Source organism: Pseudarthrobacter naphthalenicus (assembly GCF_029076445.1).
GTDB lineage: Bacteria > Actinomycetota > Actinomycetes > Actinomycetales > Micrococcaceae > Arthrobacter > Arthrobacter naphthalenicus.
Map to the genome: position 1 here is coordinate 1 of NZ_JARESG010000001.1, position 14,742 is coordinate 14,742.

Sequence of the window (14,742 nt, forward strand, 5' to 3'; positions counted from 1 at the left end):
CCTGAGCCCATTCCCGGATTTCTGCCACCCAAACATCATCGCTCACCCGTCATGATTAACAGGATCCTGGGCCGAAGTCCGATTAAAACGCCGACAGCACTGAAAATAAACGCGACTGTAATACTAGCCCTCCCGCGACGCACCCCTCAGCGACGCACCCCTCCCGGTGGGACGCTCTCTCACTTAATGCGGGTTTTTGACCAACGCTCTATCACTTCCCTCTGCTGCGGCGGCGGGCAGTGATGGAGCGTTTGGTTTAAAGCGACATTAAGTGAGAGAGCGTCCGGGGGTGGCAGACTGGTTCGGTGACTTCGCTGAATGACCCCGCCCCGGACGCCTCCCATGTTGACGACGCAGATTCCGCGGAGGCCGCGCCTTCGCTGACGTCGCTCGAGGCGGCCCGGATCGCCGTCGGGGCCCTGGTCGACGGCGGTGTGGAGTACGTGGTGGTCTCGCCGGGGTCGCGCTCGGCCCCCATGGCGTATGCGCTGGCCGAAGCGTCCGCGGCGGGGCAGGTGGAGCTGCTGGTCAGGATCGACGAGCGGTCCGCCGGCTTCACAGCGCTCGGACTTGCCCTGTCCACCGGCTCCCCGGCTGCCGTCCTCACGACGTCCGGGACCGCCGTCGGGAATCTCATGCCGGCCGTGATGGAGGCGAACCATGCGGCGGTCCCGCTGGTGGTGCTGTCCGCCGACCGGCCCGAGGAACTGCTGGGTACCGGCGCCAACCAGACCACCATCCAGCTGGACCTGTTCGGCGAGCACGTCCGGTTCGCGGCTGACGTCCCTGCCGGCAGCAGCCCGCTCCGGGCCGTGGAAACAGCCATTTCCGCCGCCACCGGCGCGTTCTCCGACCTCGCTCCCGGCCCGGTCCAGCTGAACCTGACCTTCCGCGACCCGCTGGTGCCTCGGCCGGGGGAGCAGCTTCCGACGGCGGCCGGGCGGTCCAAATTCCGCGTCGCCACCGAGCCGCTCACCATGAACCTGCCGGCCGCCGCCTCCTCCCTCGAGGAGCGCCGTACCGTGGTGCTGGCGGGGCACGATGCCGGTCCGGTGGCCGAAGCGTTCGCCCGCGCCCACGGCCTGCCGCTGCTGGCCGAGCCGTCCTCCAACGCCCGTTTCGGGCCGAACGCCGTGGGCCCGTACCGGCTGCTGCTGTCCCACTTCGGACCGGACGCGGCGCAGCCCATCGAGCGCGTGGTGCTCTTCGGCCGGCCCACGCTGTCCCGGCCGGTTTCTGCGCTGCTGGCCCGGGCCGACGTGCCGTCCGCCCTGTACCAGCCGGTTCCGGTGGCCTGGTATGAGCCCGGCCGGCGCACCGAACTGCCTCTGGAAAGCCTGGCCGACCTCGCAGATTTTGCGGGACGCGGCCCCTCCGACTGGCTGGACACCTGGCTGCTGGCGGGGTCGGCCGCGCAGCACGCCCTCGACGGGGTTCTGGCTGGTGAACACGCTGCGCTCGGCCCGGCCACGGGCGCGTTGGTCTGGGCCCAGTCCCGCGGGCAGTTGGTGCTGGGCTCCTCGAACGGCATCCGCGACGTCGATCTCGCCGGCCTGCCCGCCGCCGAACCCGCGGCCACGGTCTACGCCAACCGCGGCCTCGCCGGGATCGACGGCACCATCTCCACCGCCACCGGAATCGCACTCGGCGGCCGCCAGCGAACCACCCTTTTGCTCGGCGACGTGACCTTCCTGCACGACGCCGGCGGCCTGCTTCTCGGCCCGGGTGAGGCGGTGCCCGACCTGCGGATCGTGGTGCTCAACGACGCCGGCGGGGCGATTTTTGACCTCCTCGAGCACGGCGCGGTGCGCGAAGCGGGCGGCTACCCGGACGCCGTCGAACGCCTCTTCAGCACCCCGCACACAGTGGACATTGCGGCACTCGCCGCAGCGTACGGCGTCGGGCACTGCTCGGTCAGTACGACGGCGGGCCTCGCCGAAGCGCTTGCCGCGCCCCTCAAAGGCCGCAGCATCGTGGAGGTCCGGACGGACAGGGTGGGCCTGCGGGACCTGCATGCCCGGATCCGGGCCGCCGTATCTGCCGCGGTGACGGGCGTTCTCGGCGGCTAGCTCGCGACTCCCGGCCTACTCTTCGATCTCGATGTGGGTCGGATCCAGGACGCGGCGGAGGAATTCCTTGGTGCGGGCCTGGGTGGGAGCGGAAATGACCTGCTCGGCCACGCCTTCCTCAACCACCACGCCGCCATCCATGAATACCACACGGTCCGCCACTTCGCGGGCAAAGCCCATCTCGTGCGTGACCACCAGCATGGTCATGCCTTCCTTGGCCAGGTTCCGCATGACCGAGAGGACATCGCCCACGGTCTCGGGGTCCAGCGCGGAGGTGGGCTCATCGAAGAGCATCAGCTCCGGGTCCATGCTCAGCGCGCGGGCAATCGCCACACGCTGCTGCTGGCCGCCGGACAGCTGGTCCGGGAAACGGTCGGCCAGGTGGCCCAGGCCCACGCGCTCGAGGTTGTGCTTGGCCACTTTGGTGGCCTCTTCCTGGGAACGCTTCAGGACCTTGGTCTGGGCGATGGTGCAGTTCGCCGTGGCGTTCAGGTGCGGGAACAGGTTGAACTGCTGGAACACCATGCCCACCTTGCGGCGCATCTTATCGATGTCCACGTCGGGGTCAGTGGCTTCGAAGCCGCCCACGTGAATGGCGCCCTCATTGGGCTGTTCCAGGAGGTTGACGCAGCGCAGGAGCGTGGACTTGCCGGAGCCGGAGGGCCCGATCAGGCACACCACCTCGCCCGGCGCCACGTTCAGGCTGATGCCTTTGAGGACCTCGTTGGACCCATAGGATTTGCGCAGGTCTTTGATGGAAACCCCGGCTGCATGGATGGTGCTGGTGCTGCCGGAGGAGGAATTTACGACGTCGTTCATGGCTTCCCTGCCTATCGCTTGGTCCGCGCGGAGCGGCTTTCGAACTTCCGGGCCAGGAGGCTCAGCGGGATGGTGATGACCAGGTAGAAGGCGCCCGCCACCAGGAGCGGCGTGAGGCCAGCACCGAGGCTGGAGATGCCGTCGCGGCCGAACTTGGTCAGTTCATACTGGGAGGCGGTCAGGCCCAGGACGTAGATCAGCGAGGAGTCCTTGGTCAGCAGGATGACCTCGTTGGTCAGCGGCGGGAGCACAATTTTGAACGCCTGCGGAATGACGATGGAAACCATCGCCCGCCACTGGGGCATGCCGAGCGACCGGGCAGCTTCCAGCTGGCCCTTCGGCACCGCCTGCAGGCCGGCGCGGAGGGTTTCAGCGATATATGCCGACGCAACCATACCCAGCGAGATCATGACGATCAGGGTGACGTTCCACTGGACGCCGAACGCCAGCGGGACACCGTAGCCGAAGGCAATGAACACCAGCAGCGCCGGCACGCCGCGGAAGAACTCGATGTAACCGGTGGCGATCCAGCGGTACAGCGGGAAGCTGGAGAGCTTCATCAGGGCCAGCAGCAGGCCGCCCGAGAGGCCCACCACGAAGCCCAGGAACGTGTAAATCAGGGTGTTTTTGAGGCCCACCAGGAAGATGTCCGGGAACATCGGGCCGATCTTGCCGAAGTTGAAGACGCTGGTGCCGATGGTCTTCCAGTCGGTAGCCAGGACCAGCGCGGCCACGGCCACAACAAAGATGCCAATCTGGACATACAGGCTCACTCTGGCCCGTTGACGTGCGGTCATTGCCATAGGGTGCTCACATTCATTTGCGTGGCTGAGGCCCCGGACGGGCTGCGGTGCAGCTCATCAGGGGCCCCAGCGGCGTAGTTCTCAGGTCTGTGAAGGTCTCTGTCCGAGAACTTTACTTGGCGGCTTCGCCGAACCAGGTGGTTTGGAACTTCTTCAGCGTGCCGTCATCCGTCAGGCGCTTCAGGGTTCCGTTGACCTTGTCCGCCATGGCAGTGTTGCCCTTCTTGATGGCGATGCCCAGCTTCTCGCCCGTGGCGTAGTTCTCGACGCGCTTGAACTTGGGATCGTCCTTGATGGCGTAGCCGAGGACCGACTGGTTGCCCAGGGCGGCGTCAATGGTGCCGGCCTGGAGGGCCTGGACCAGGAGGCCGCTGTCCTCGAACTGCTGTGCGTCGATGCCCTTTTCGGACGCGTACTTGGCGCCGGTGGTGGCCTGCTGGACGCCGACCTTCTTGCCCTTGGCGCTGTTGATGTCCGTGATTCCGGACGCCGTGGTGGCGGCCAGGGTGAGGTCGTCATCCATGTACGGGTTGGAGAAGTCCATCACGGACTTGCGGACGTCCGTGATGGAAACCGAAGAGATGGAGACGTCGCAGCCGGTCAGGGCGGTTCCGGTCTCGATGGCTTCGAAGGAGCTGTCCACGATGCTCAGTTCGGCGTTGAGGTCCTTGGCGACTTCCTTGGCGATGTCCACGTCGAAGCCGACGATCTGGCCGTCCTTCTGGAATTCGAACGGTTCGTAGGGGACGTCGGAGCAGACAGTGAGCTTGCCGGCGTTGATGAGCTGGACGCCGCCCTCCGAGGCTGCCGGGGCGGAGGTGCCGCCGCAGGCAGTGAGGGTGAGGGCGCCGGCGGCGAGGATTGCTGCTGCCTTGGCGGCGATTTTGGCCTGGGCCAGGGACTTGAGCTGCATGTTTATTAACCTTTTGTTGCAGGGGTATGCGGTACTAAATCGGTTCATAGTGTATCGCCGAATGAGAGATGTGCATCACACGAAACTAAGTTTCACTATTGGATAACTATTTCGGAGCCCAGTGCAAGCGTCCCAAGCGGGCGGGTGTCCGGAATCCCGGACCCCCCGCCCAAGTAAGTAGCGCTAAGTGTCGTTTTGAGCCCCCAAAACGACACTTAGCGCTACCTAGTTGGCGATGCCCAGCGACTCCAGCATGGGCCGGAATTTCGCCCACGTCTCGGCCAGTTCGGCCTCCGGCAGCGAGCCGTCAACAATTCCACAGCCGGCATATAACCTCAGGGTATGCGGGTCCTCGATGACCGCTCCGCGCAGCGCGATGCCCCATTCGCCGTTGCCGGCTGCGTCCAGCCAGCCCACCGGCCCCGCATACGGTCCGCGGTCCAGATGCTCCAGCTTCCGGATCAGCGCCCCGGCTACCTCCGTGGGAGTGCCGCAGACGGCGGCCGTCGGATGCAGCGCGTTGATCAGCGCAAGGGAGGTGGGCACGTGCCCCTCCACCTCGGTGAGCTCGGCCTTCACGTCCGAGGCCAGATGCCAGACGTTGGGCAGTTCAAGGATGAAGGGTTCGTCGTGGGCGTTCATGGCCTCGGAGAACGGCGCCAGTTGGGAGGTCAGCGACTGGATTGCGATCTCGTGTTCGTGCCGCTGCTTCTCCGAGCCGGCCAGCACACGCTCGGCATACTCCATCGGAAGTCCGTCCTCGCCGTGCGCGTCGCGGCGGTCCAGCGTGCCGGCCAGAACACGCGCCTGGGCGGTGCGGCCCTCCACTTGGATCAGCATCTCCGGCGTTGCGCCCACCAGCCCGTCCACCCCGTACGTCCAGCATTCCCGGTAGCGGACGGCGAGTTCACGCAGCACCTTTGCCGCGTTCACGCCCGACGGAACGGTGGCCACAATGTCGCGCGCCAGCACCAGCTTCTCCAGCGCCCCGGTGCGGATTTCCGCCACTCCGGCCGTCACGGCGGCCATCCAGTCTTCCTCGCTCAGCGACCCTGTATGCATGGTGGCCCCGGCAGCCAGCGGCACAGGACGGACGACGGCGCCACCCGCCGGTGCGGGGACCTCGCCGGGGGTGCCGCCCGCCGCAGCGGGGGCGGGGGCGGTGCTGCCACCACTGAGCCAGCGGTCCAGGGCGGCGAGGGCGCCCTCCCTGGTGAGTTCGCCGTCGTCGAGGGTTAACTGCGTGAGCCAGTACTGGCCGTCGCGGACGCCCACCACGATCTCCGGAACGATCAGGCGCGATTCGTGGGCGGACTTTTTGGAGAAGGCGAAGGAGCCGAAGGCGACCGGGCCGGTGCCCGGCAGGACAACCGAGTCGGTGATATCTGCCTCGAGGACGAGGTGGCGCCACCAGATGTCGGCCTCGAGGAAGCGCTCCGGGCCGGTTGCGGTGAAACGGGTGATCTCGCCGAAGCCCACGAGGCCGGCTTCGCGGCGGGTCCAGCAGAGGACATCGTCCCGGACCAGGAACTGCGGAAGGCCGCCGGCAGACGCGTTGCCATCCAGGGGGACCGTGAGGGTGCGGAACGTGCTCGTCATGATGAGACAACAGTACTCTGGCGGCCGATGCGGGCTGTGTCGGCCCTGCCGGAACGCCCTGGACCCGGTCCCAAGCCGGCCCTGGACCCGGCTCGGGGGAGCCTCGGCCCTCAGACCCGGGCCGGCCTGCCCGTCCGGCGTTCCGGCACGGCAGGGGCCGAGAACAGCTCCGGCCGCGACGCGCGCATGCTCCGGACATCATCCAGAATGAAGCGCAGGTGACTGCGCAGGCAATCCTGAGCGGCCGGCAGGTCCCCGGCCAGGAGCGCGTCAAGCACCTGACGGTGGTCTGCAGCGTATTCCGTGATGCCGCGGTAGCCGCTCAGTCCCAGGTAGCGGGCGCGGTCCAGATGGCCCTTGGCGTTGGAGACGGTGGCCCACGCTGTTTCATGGCCGGCAAGGGCAAGCAGGGTGCGGTGGAAGTCCTCGTCCAGCGGATAGAACTCCTCGCGGCTGGTGCACGCGTCCTGCCTGTCCAGCAGTTCGTAGAGCGCGGCGGCGGCATCGGGCGTGATTTTGTTGGCGCAGTCAGCCAGCGACGCTACCTCGATGGCTTCGCGGATGAACTGGGCCTGGGCCACCGTATCGGGGTCCAGATAAGTCACGTACGTGCCGCTCTGCGGGCGGATCTCCACCAGCCCTTCCTGCGCGATCAGCATCAGCGCCTCGCGGATCGGCTGGCGGCTGGTGCCCAGGTGGTGGGCAAGCTCGTTCTCGGAGAGAAGGGTGCCGGGCGCATCCTCGCCGGAGATGATGCGCTCACGGATCTGCGCATACGCCATCATCCTGGCAGAGATGCGCGGGGTGCTGTCGGTGGCGGCCATGCCTCAACATTAGCCGGGCTGACGGGCTACGGCGCCTTCAGTCCGGAGCCCCCGAAGGCTGCCAGACACCTCTTGACACACTGGTATGGCAGTGCTTGAATGGCAGTCGTTGTTCCAATGTGGGAACAAAAAAACGTCTCGCCCATGCCGCATCATTGAAGCTGTGCATCCGGCCAGACCCGTAGAACAGAGGGGTTCATGACGGCAGCAATCCAGGTCGGCGCCACCCAGCGCTCATCCAAAGACCTCATCAGGACAGCAGTATCCGGCTGGCTCGGAACAGCCATGGAGTATATGGACTTCCAGCTCTACTCGCTGGCAGCAGCCATCATCTTCCCCAAAATCTTCTTCCCCAACTTCGACCCCGTCGTGGGACTGCTGGTCGCTTTCATCACCTATGGCGTCGGCTTCCTGGCCCGCCCGGTCGGCGCCTGGTTCTTCGGACGGATGGGCGACCGCGTGGGCCGCAAGAAGGTCCTGGTGATCACCATCATGATGATGGGGATATCCACGATGCTCATCGGGTTCCTGCCCGGCTACGCCCAGATCGGGCTCGCAGCGCCGATCCTGCTCGTGGTCCTGCGCCTGGCCCAGGGCTTCGGCGCCGGCGCCGAACTTTCCGGCGCGTCAGTCATGCTGGCTGAATACGCGCCGCCGAAGAAGCGCGGCCTGATCGCTTCATTCGTCTGCCTCGGCACCAACTCCGGCACGCTGCTGGCCTCCGGCCTGTGGGTCCTGCTGACACTGCTGCCGGAGGAAGCGCTCATGAGCTGGGGCTGGCGCCTGCCGTTCATCGCCAGCATCGGCATCACCCTCTACGCGCTGTGGATGCGCCGCAACCTGAAGGAAAGCCCCGTTTTCGAGGCCACCCGGGAGTTGGACGCCGCCGACGCCGCTGCTGCCGCCGCCTTCGCGGCGAACTCCACCACCGTCGGACAGTCTGCAGTTGGCGCGCCCACCGCCGCCAAGTCCAAGCGCAAAGGCAAGGCCTTCTTCCTGGCGATGGCCCTGCGGATCGGCGAATCCGGCAACTCGGCCATGATCCAGACCTTCCTCATCGGCTACATCGTGACCGGCCTGAGCATGGACAAGAGCGTGGGAACGTTCGCTCTGCTGATCGGCTCGTTCCTCGGTTTCGCCACGGTCCCGCTCGCCGGCTGGCTTTCCGACAAGGTGGGGCGCCGCGCCATGTACCGCGCACTGTCCGGCTTCCAGATGCTCTTCGCCATCCCGGCCCTGCTGATGATGCAGACCCGCGATCCGCTGCTGGTCTCACTGGCCCTGATCATCGGCCTCTCCATCTCCGTGCTCGGCATGTTCTCGGTCCAGTCTGCCTATGTGAACGAACTCTTCGGCTCCCGCAACCGCTACACCCAGCTGGCTTTGGCCAAGGAAATCGGCGGCGTGCTCTCGGGCGGACTGGCCCCCATCATCGCTGCAGGCCTGCTGGCCCTGTTCACCAACTCCTGGTGGCCCGTCGCCGGAATGATGGTCCTCTACTCAGCCATCGCCTTCGTGGCCACATTCCTCGCCCCCGAAACCAAGGGACGGGACCTGACCCTCGTGGAGGACGCAGTATGAAAGCAGTAGTGGTCCATTCCGCCGGAGACCTGCGTCTTGAGGATCGTCCCGACCCGGAGTGCCCGGCCGGCTCGGTGATTATCGACGTCGAATACGGCGGAATCTGCGGCTCGGACCTGCACTACGTCAGCCATGGCGCTTCCGGACTCAGCATCCTGGCAGACCCCATGGTGCTCGGACACGAGGTGGCCGGCCGGATCTCCAGGCTCGGCGAGGGGGTGGCGGACTTCGCAGTTGGCGATGCCGTGACGGTCCACCCCGCCGTGTTCTGCGGTGAATGCGCGGACTGCCTGGCCGGCCGCACCAACCTGTGCCCGCAGGTCACCTACTACGGCAGTGCCGCGCACCGGCCCCACACAGACGGTGCCTTCGCATCGCGGAAGGCCGTCCCGGCTAGGCAGCTTCGGCGGTTGCCTGCGGGCGTCAGCACACGCCATGCCGCCGTCGCGGAACCGCTCGCCGTGGCGATCCACGCGGTGGGCCGGGCAGGCAGCCTGGCCGGCAAGGACGTCCTGGTCAACGGTGCCGGGCCCATCGGTGCCTTGGTGGTGGCGGCAGCCTGCCGTGCCGGTGCTGCCTCCGTCGTGGCCAGCGACCTGTCCGAAACATCCTTGGCGATCGCGAAGCGCATGGGGGCCGACCGTGTGGTGCTGGTGGGTTCCGGTGCCCGGCTCCCTGACGTGGACGTGGCGTTCGAGGCCTCAGGCGCCCCCGGCGCCCTGGGCGGCGTCCTGGCGTCCGTACGCCGTGGCGGCACCGTGGTCCAGGTGGGCAACCTGCCCGCCGGGCCGGTGACCACCGAGCTTGCCGCGCTGGTCTTCCGTGAGATTGACTACCGCGGAACCTTCCGCTTTGCGGACGAACTGGACGATGCCCTTGCCTACCTGGCCGACGGGCTGGACGTGGAACCTCTGCTGACCCACACATTCGACGCCGGCGACGTCTCCGAGGCGTTTGCGGTGGCGTCGGACCGGGGGACCGGCTCGTCGAAAGTCCTCCTGAGGTTTGTCTGAGACAATGTCATAGTGAACCGAGCATCCTTGGAAAAGCGTCCGGACGAAGTAGCCACGATGTTTGACGACGTCGCGCCGAAGTACGACGTCGTCAACGACGTCCTGTCGATGGGCCAGACTCGTCGCTGGCGCAAGATCGTGGTCGACGCGGTGGACGCCAAAGCCGGCCAGCGGGTACTCGACCTGGCAGCCGGAACCGGGACCTCCAGCGAGCCGTATGCCGACGCGGGAATAGACGTCGTGGCCTGTGACTTCTCCCTCGGCATGCTGAAGGTCGGCAAACGCCGCCGCCCGGACATCAACTTCGTTGCCGGTGACGCCACCAACCTGCCCTTCGCTGACAACAGCTTCGACGCGAGCACCATCTCCTTCGGGCTGCGCAACGTCAACGAGCCCAAGAAGGCGCTGGCCGAAATGCTGCGCGTCACCAAGCCCGGCGGCAAGCTTGTCATCGCCGAGTTCTCGGCGCCCGTAGTCCCGCTGTGGCGCACGATGTATACCGAATACCTCATGCGTGCCCTTCCCGCCATCGCCGTGAAGGTTGCCTCCAACCCGGACGCGTATGTTTACCTCGCCGAGTCCATCCGAGCCTGGCCGGACCAGGACCATCTGGCCGCATGGCTGGAGGAATCGGGCTGGGAAAAGGTCACCTACCGCAACCTGACCGGCGGGATTGTGGCCGTTCACCGGGCAACCAAGCCGCTCGAATCAACTCCCGACGGCAGTGCTGCCGCCATCGCCGCGCACAAGGGCCCCGTGGCCAAGCTGCGCCGCAACATCACCCGCTGATACCTGTGAACGTACTTATTGTCGGCGCCGGGCCGGCCGGCTCCACCGCTGCCTACTACCTTGCCAAGGCAGGCATCAGTGTGACCGTCCTGGAAAAGACCAGCTTCCCGCGCGAGAAGGTCTGCGGCGACGGCCTTACCCCGCGCGCCGTCCGCGAAATCCAGAAGCTCGGCCTGCCGCACCCCGAATCGGAAGGCTGGCGCCGCAACAAGGGCCTGCGGCTCATTGCCGGCGGACGGACCATCGAGCTGCCCTGGCCCGAGGTTTCCGACTTCCCGGAGTACGGCCTCATCCGCACCCGGCTGGGCTTTGACGAGGAATTGGCCCGGCACGCCCAGGCCGCCGGCGCCGAAATCCTCGAGCGGCACAGCGTCACGGAAGCCCTGCGGTCTGAAGATGGCCGGGTGACCGGCGTCCGCGCAGCGCTCCTGGACGAGTCCGGACGCAAGACGGGGGAGACGCGCGACTTCAGTGCCGACGTCGTACTCGCAGCGGACGGCAACTCCACGCGAACCGCCGTGTCGCTGGGTATCCAGAAGCGCGACGACCGCCCCCTCGGCGTCGCGGTCCGCACCTACTTCACCTCGCCCCGGCACGACGACGACTGGATGGAAGGCTGGCTGGAGCTCCCCGGCCGCGACGGAAAACTGCTTCCCGGCTACGGCTGGGTGTTCGGCGTCGGCGACGGCACCTCCAACGTCGGCCTGGGCATCCTGAACTCCTCCAAGGAATTCGGCAAGCTGGACTACAAGCAGGTCCTGCGCGAGTGGACCGCCGGCATGCCCGCCGAGTGGGGCTTCAGCCCGGAGAACCAGGTGGGCGAAATCCGCGGCGCGGCGCTGCCCATGGGCTTCAACCGCACCCCGCACTATTCGCCCGGCCTGCTGCTCCTGGGCGATGCCGGCGGCATGGTGTCCCCGTTCAACGGCGAGGGCATTTCCTACGCCATGGAGTCCGCGCGGTTCGCCGCCGAGTTCATCATTGACGCCTCCGCGCGCTCTGTTTCCGCGGGGCCAACGTACGACGCCGACGCGCACCTCGCCGGATACGCGGACTATGTGCGCAATCAGTGGGGATCGCACTTCACGCTGGGGCGGGCATTTGCCGCGCTGATCGGAAAGCCCGCTGTCATGAAGCTCGCCCTGCGGACCGGGATGCCGATTCCGGTGCTGATGCGCTTTGTGGTGCGGCTGCTCGCTAACCTGACAGACCCGGCGGCGAAGGGCTTTGAGGACCGGGTCATCCGCGTCCTGGAATCCCTTGTCCCGGCCACGTCCAACAGTCCATCGGCTACGAACCAGCGGTATCCGCAACAAAAAGTTAGGGTTAACCCGTGACCAACTCTGCAGACCACAGCTGGACGCATGCCGGGCACGGCCTGCCGGACACCGAACCCAGCCTCAACACCACCGCGATTGCCACGGCACTTCAGCTGCCGGCAGGCTTCGCGGCGATCGCGGAGGATGCCGAGCTAGGCCCCGCCATCACCACCAACCTGGCCAGGGTGGAGAAGAAGCTCCGCGAGGCCATTGCCAACTCCGATCCGTTGGCTGACGCAACATCGCGGCACCTCGTGGAGGCCGGCGGCAAGCGTGTCCGGCCGCTGCTGACGCTGCTGTGCGCCCACCTTGGCGACGCTTCCTTGCCTGCTGTGGTGCAGGCGGCGGTGGTGGTGGAACTGACCCACCTTGCCACGCTCTACCACGACGATGTTATGGACTCAGCACCGTTCCGCCGCGGCGCCCCCACGGCCCACGAAGTATGGGGCAACTCCGTCGCTGTCCTGACCGGCGACCTCATTTTTGCCCGCGCCTCCATCCTGGTGTCAGAGCTCGGGGGGCGTGCGCTGGGCATCCAGGCCCGCACCTTTGAACGCCTGTGCCTGGGCCAGCTGCACGAAACCGTGGGCCCCCGCCCGGACGAGGATCCCGTGGAGCACTACCTCTCGGTGATCGCGGACAAGACCGGCTCGCTGGTGGCGGCCTCCGGCCAGTTCGGCGCCATTTTCTCCGGCGCCGATGAGGCCTTCGAGGACATTCTGGTGGAGTACGGCGAAAAGGTGGGCGTGGCCTTCCAGCTCGCCGATGATGTCATCGATGTCACCGGCGTCAAGGTTAAGTCGGGCAAGTCCCCGGGCACCGACCTTCGCGAAGGTGTCCCCACCCTGCCAGTGCTGTTCCTGCGCCGCGACGCAGCGGCCGGCGACCAGTCCGCCGTCGAGCTTTTGAAGCTCATTGACGGGGATCTGTCATCGGATACTGCCTTGGCCGCTGCCGTTGCCGGGCTGCGCGAGCACCCCGTAACTGCCGAGTCCTGGGTGATTGCCCGGCGCTGGGCCGACGAAGCCATTGCCGCGCTGGCGCCGTTGCCCGAGGGCGTAGTGAAGGACTCGCTGTCCAACTTCGCGCTTGCCGTAGTGGACCGCGCGAGCTGATTCTGCTGTCGTTGAAGCGGGCCCTGCCGGGGGACACCTTGGCGGGGCCCGCTTTTTGTTGGCTTGGGACTATCCATCTGCCCGCGGGGCAGCCGGTTTAAATGCAATAGCCCCGGTTCTCAGCAGCGTCACGAGTCATACGCTGCATCGAACCGGGGCTATATCTCCGTTCGCATCAGACCCGCCGGAGGCGTTTAGCGGATCCGTGAATAGTTTATGACAGGTCTGTCACAGAGTGCAAGCCTGCTGTTACGGGTGTGTCATAAACTTTCCGGATTCTTCGCGGGGCACATTGCTGCCCTGAGAGCGCCTTCCACGCCTCGGAGCCGGCGTGTCCGTGTCAAAGTGCCCCGGGAGCGGGAGTTGTCCACATGGCCAGGCACGGACCTGCCATCACCTGCAGCCCGCTGGCACGGTCGAACCATGAATATGGAGACCTTCCTTGGCCTGCGGGCCGGCGTAACCCGGACTTCGACGCTCCGTGGGGCTGGATTTTCGCGGGCGCACCTCAACAAAGCAGTCTCGGCCGGACGCATTGTGCGGATTCGGCGCGGCGTCTACGGCCTGCCGAGAGAGGGCGGGGCCCTGGGCCTGGCGCTGCAGCACAATGCCCTGCTGACCTGTTTGTCGGCCGCCCCCACGTACAGGCTTTGGACGCTAAATGATACGACTTCCGTGCATCTGAGTCCGGGGCACAAGAGGGCGCCGGCGGGGACGGTGGCGCATGGACGATGCCCTCATCCGCGCCACCCCTGGCTGCCGGTGGCCGGCCTGGTTGATGTCCTGATCCACGCCCTACGCTGCCTGCCCGAGGCGGAGGCGTTGGTCATGCTTCAGTCCGCAACCCAGCGGGGAGACGTCACCGTGGAGTTCCTGCGGCGCAAGTTACCCGGCAACCGCAATGCCCGGGCCAGGGCCGTCCTGGACAGCTTGATCCCGAGGGCGGATTCCATCCTTGAAGTGCTGGCTAATTACCACTTCCGGCGGGCGGGGCTGCATGTGCGCAGGCATGTAGAGCTTCCGGGGGTGGGCGAGGTGGACTTCCTCATTGAGGAGTGCCTCGTGGTGGAAACCGACGGAGAAACGCACTTGGAGCCACGGCAGGTGAAAAAGGACCGGAAGCGCAACAATGCCACCCTCATCGGCGGGCATCTCGGCCTCAGATTCGGCTATGACGACGTCGTCCATCACCCTGAGCGGATGGTGGCGGAGGTGCTCGCGGTGCTGGAGCAGTTCCGGAGCGGAGCTTTCCGCAGAAGGTGACTGCCGCCGTCGTGCTTCACTGCCGTCGCGGGGCACTTTGGTGGCCTCTGCCGCGGAACCAGACGAAAATGACGCCACAGCTGCGTCAAAGTGCCCCACGACGGCGGCGGCTCGCGCCGGCTCGCGCCAGCACCGCCGGCAGCCGGGACGCCGGCTAGTCCTCTTCGTCGTTGAAGGCCCACTCGAACATGTCGAACACGAACTCGGAGAAGGTGCCTTCCTCGCTCTTCCACTGGCCGCGGGCGTTGTTGCGGCGGTAGACGATGGGGTCCGGGACGCCGAGATCGCCCACCCGGAAGCCCCAGGTGAACTGTTCCTCTTCGTCTTCGAGGAACATCAGGAAGCCCTCGTCATCAACTTCCAGCTCTTCGGGGTCCCAGAAGTAGTGGTAGGCCTCCATGAGGTCTTCGCAGCCGCCGAGGGCCTGGTAGAACTCGCGCAGGACCAGCGGAACCTGGAACTGGTGTTCGGCGAGTGCCGCGTCCAGTTCCGCTTCGGACAGGCCGTCCTCTTCCTGCCATTCGTCCTCGAGGTACTTCGGAACAAGCGCACGGAACTTCTCGAGGAACATGTCAGTCATGGACCCAATCCTAGCTAATTGCCGGGGCCCGAAGTGCCGCCGCTGCCGGGCCGCG

The 14,742-nt window shown here is 66.4% G+C and carries 13 protein-coding genes; 7 read left to right on the forward strand and 6 right to left on the reverse strand.

Annotation, left to right across the window (positions count from 1 at the left end; genetic code table 11):
- Nucleotides 1-305: 305 nt before the first annotated feature.
- The gene (gene menD, locus PY310_RS00005) at nucleotides 306-2,069 is read left to right on the forward strand and encodes a 2-succinyl-5-enolpyruvyl-6-hydroxy-3-cyclohexene-1-carboxylic-acid synthase (RefSeq protein WP_275212096.1); all 1,764 of its coding nucleotides are present in this window, start codon (nucleotides 306-308) and stop codon (nucleotides 2,067-2,069) included.
- 15 nt (nucleotides 2,070-2,084) lie between these two features.
- On the opposite strand, the gene PY310_RS00010 is transcribed toward menD, so the two are convergent.
- The 5 genes from PY310_RS00010 to PY310_RS00030 form a co-directional block, all read right to left on the reverse strand.
- Complete coding sequence (locus PY310_RS00010; protein ID WP_275212097.1) at nucleotides 2,085-2,888, reverse strand: amino acid ABC transporter ATP-binding protein; 804 nt, start codon at nucleotides 2,886-2,888, stop codon at nucleotides 2,085-2,087.
- 11 nt (nucleotides 2,889-2,899) lie between these two features.
- Nucleotides 2,900-3,691 (reverse strand): amino acid ABC transporter permease, encoded by a 792-nt coding sequence (locus PY310_RS00015; RefSeq protein WP_275212098.1) that lies wholly within the window; start codon nucleotides 3,689-3,691, stop codon nucleotides 2,900-2,902.
- A gap of 112 nt (nucleotides 3,692-3,803) precedes the next feature.
- Nucleotides 3,804-4,604 carry an ABC transporter substrate-binding protein gene (locus tag PY310_RS00020; RefSeq protein WP_275212099.1) on the reverse strand — a complete coding sequence of 267 codons (801 nt, stop codon included), beginning with the start codon at nucleotides 4,602-4,604 and terminating at the stop codon, nucleotides 3,804-3,806.
- A 225-nt stretch (nucleotides 4,605-4,829) separates the two neighbouring features.
- The gene (locus PY310_RS00025; RefSeq protein ID WP_275212100.1) at nucleotides 4,830-6,203 is read right to left on the reverse strand and encodes an isochorismate synthase; all 1,374 of its coding nucleotides are present in this window, start codon (nucleotides 6,201-6,203) and stop codon (nucleotides 4,830-4,832) included.
- 110 nt (nucleotides 6,204-6,313) lie between these two features.
- Nucleotides 6,314-7,027 (reverse strand): GntR family transcriptional regulator, encoded by a 714-nt coding sequence (locus PY310_RS00030; protein ID WP_275212101.1) that lies wholly within the window; start codon nucleotides 7,025-7,027, stop codon nucleotides 6,314-6,316.
- Nucleotides 7,028-7,225: 198 nt separating this feature from the next.
- Here PY310_RS00030 and PY310_RS00035 point away from each other — a divergent pair, with 198 nt between their 5' ends.
- The 6 genes from PY310_RS00035 to PY310_RS00060 all read left to right on the forward strand — a co-directional run bounded on the left by PY310_RS00035 (nucleotide 7,226) and on the right by PY310_RS00060 (nucleotide 14,107).
- Entirely contained in the window at nucleotides 7,226-8,608 is a 1,383-nt protein-coding gene (locus PY310_RS00035; RefSeq protein WP_275212102.1) for an MFS transporter, read from the forward strand.
- Entirely contained in the window at nucleotides 8,605-9,621 is a 1,017-nt protein-coding gene (locus tag PY310_RS00040) for an L-idonate 5-dehydrogenase (RefSeq protein WP_275212103.1), read from the forward strand. The genes PY310_RS00035 and PY310_RS00040 overlap by 4 nt, the downstream gene beginning before the upstream one ends.
- A gap of 12 nt (nucleotides 9,622-9,633) precedes the next feature.
- Nucleotides 9,634-10,410 carry a demethylmenaquinone methyltransferase gene (locus tag PY310_RS00045; RefSeq protein WP_275212104.1) on the forward strand — a complete coding sequence of 259 codons (777 nt, stop codon included), beginning with the start codon at nucleotides 9,634-9,636 and terminating at the stop codon, nucleotides 10,408-10,410.
- A gap of 5 nt (nucleotides 10,411-10,415) precedes the next feature.
- Nucleotides 10,416-11,747, forward strand: a complete 1,332-nt coding sequence (locus PY310_RS00050) for a geranylgeranyl reductase family protein (RefSeq protein ID WP_275212105.1) — start codon at nucleotides 10,416-10,418, stop codon at nucleotides 11,745-11,747.
- On the forward strand, nucleotides 11,744-12,844 hold the full coding sequence (locus tag PY310_RS00055; RefSeq protein ID WP_275212106.1) for a polyprenyl synthetase family protein: 1,101 nt from the start codon (nucleotides 11,744-11,746) through the stop codon (nucleotides 12,842-12,844). Before PY310_RS00050 ends, PY310_RS00055 begins: the two co-directional genes overlap by 4 nt.
- Before the next feature lie 423 nt (nucleotides 12,845-13,267).
- Entirely contained in the window at nucleotides 13,268-14,107 is an 840-nt protein-coding gene (locus tag PY310_RS00060; RefSeq protein WP_275212108.1) for a type IV toxin-antitoxin system AbiEi family antitoxin domain-containing protein, read from the forward strand.
- Nucleotides 14,108-14,261: 154 nt separating this feature from the next.
- Here PY310_RS00060 and PY310_RS00065 read toward each other — a convergent pair whose 3' ends face one another.
- Nucleotides 14,262-14,687: a hypothetical protein gene (locus PY310_RS00065; protein ID WP_275212477.1), complete on the reverse strand. Its 426-nt coding sequence runs from the start codon at nucleotides 14,685-14,687 to the stop codon at nucleotides 14,262-14,264.
- Nucleotides 14,688-14,742: the final 55 nt, after the last annotated feature.

What these genes read in the sequence shown, in the direction of transcription:
- PY310_RS00010 (WP_275212097.1), bottom strand. Translation starts at nt 2,888, where the DNA reads ATGAACGACGTCGTAAATTCCTCCTCCGGCAGCACCAGCACCATCCAT.
- PY310_RS00015 (WP_275212098.1), bottom strand. Translation starts at nt 3,691, where the DNA reads ATGGCAATGACCGCACGTCAACGGGCCAGAGTGAGCCTGTATGTCCAG.
- PY310_RS00020 (WP_275212099.1), bottom strand. Translation starts at nt 4,604, where the DNA reads ATGCAGCTCAAGTCCCTGGCCCAGGCCAAAATCGCCGCCAAGGCAGCA.
- PY310_RS00025 (WP_275212100.1), bottom strand. Translation starts at nt 6,203, where the DNA reads ATGACGAGCACGTTCCGCACCCTCACGGTCCCCCTGGATGGCAACGCG.
- PY310_RS00030 (WP_275212101.1), bottom strand. Translation starts at nt 7,027, where the DNA reads ATGGCCGCCACCGACAGCACCCCGCGCATCTCTGCCAGGATGATGGCG.
- PY310_RS00035 (WP_275212102.1), top strand. Translation starts at nt 7,226, where the DNA reads ATGACGGCAGCAATCCAGGTCGGCGCCACCCAGCGCTCATCCAAAGAC.
- PY310_RS00040 (WP_275212103.1), top strand. Translation starts at nt 8,605, where the DNA reads ATGAAAGCAGTAGTGGTCCATTCCGCCGGAGACCTGCGTCTTGAGGAT.
- PY310_RS00060 (WP_275212108.1), top strand. Translation starts at nt 13,268, where the DNA reads ATGAATATGGAGACCTTCCTTGGCCTGCGGGCCGGCGTAACCCGGACT.
- PY310_RS00065 (WP_275212477.1), bottom strand. Translation starts at nt 14,687, where the DNA reads ATGACTGACATGTTCCTCGAGAAGTTCCGTGCGCTTGTTCCGAAGTAC.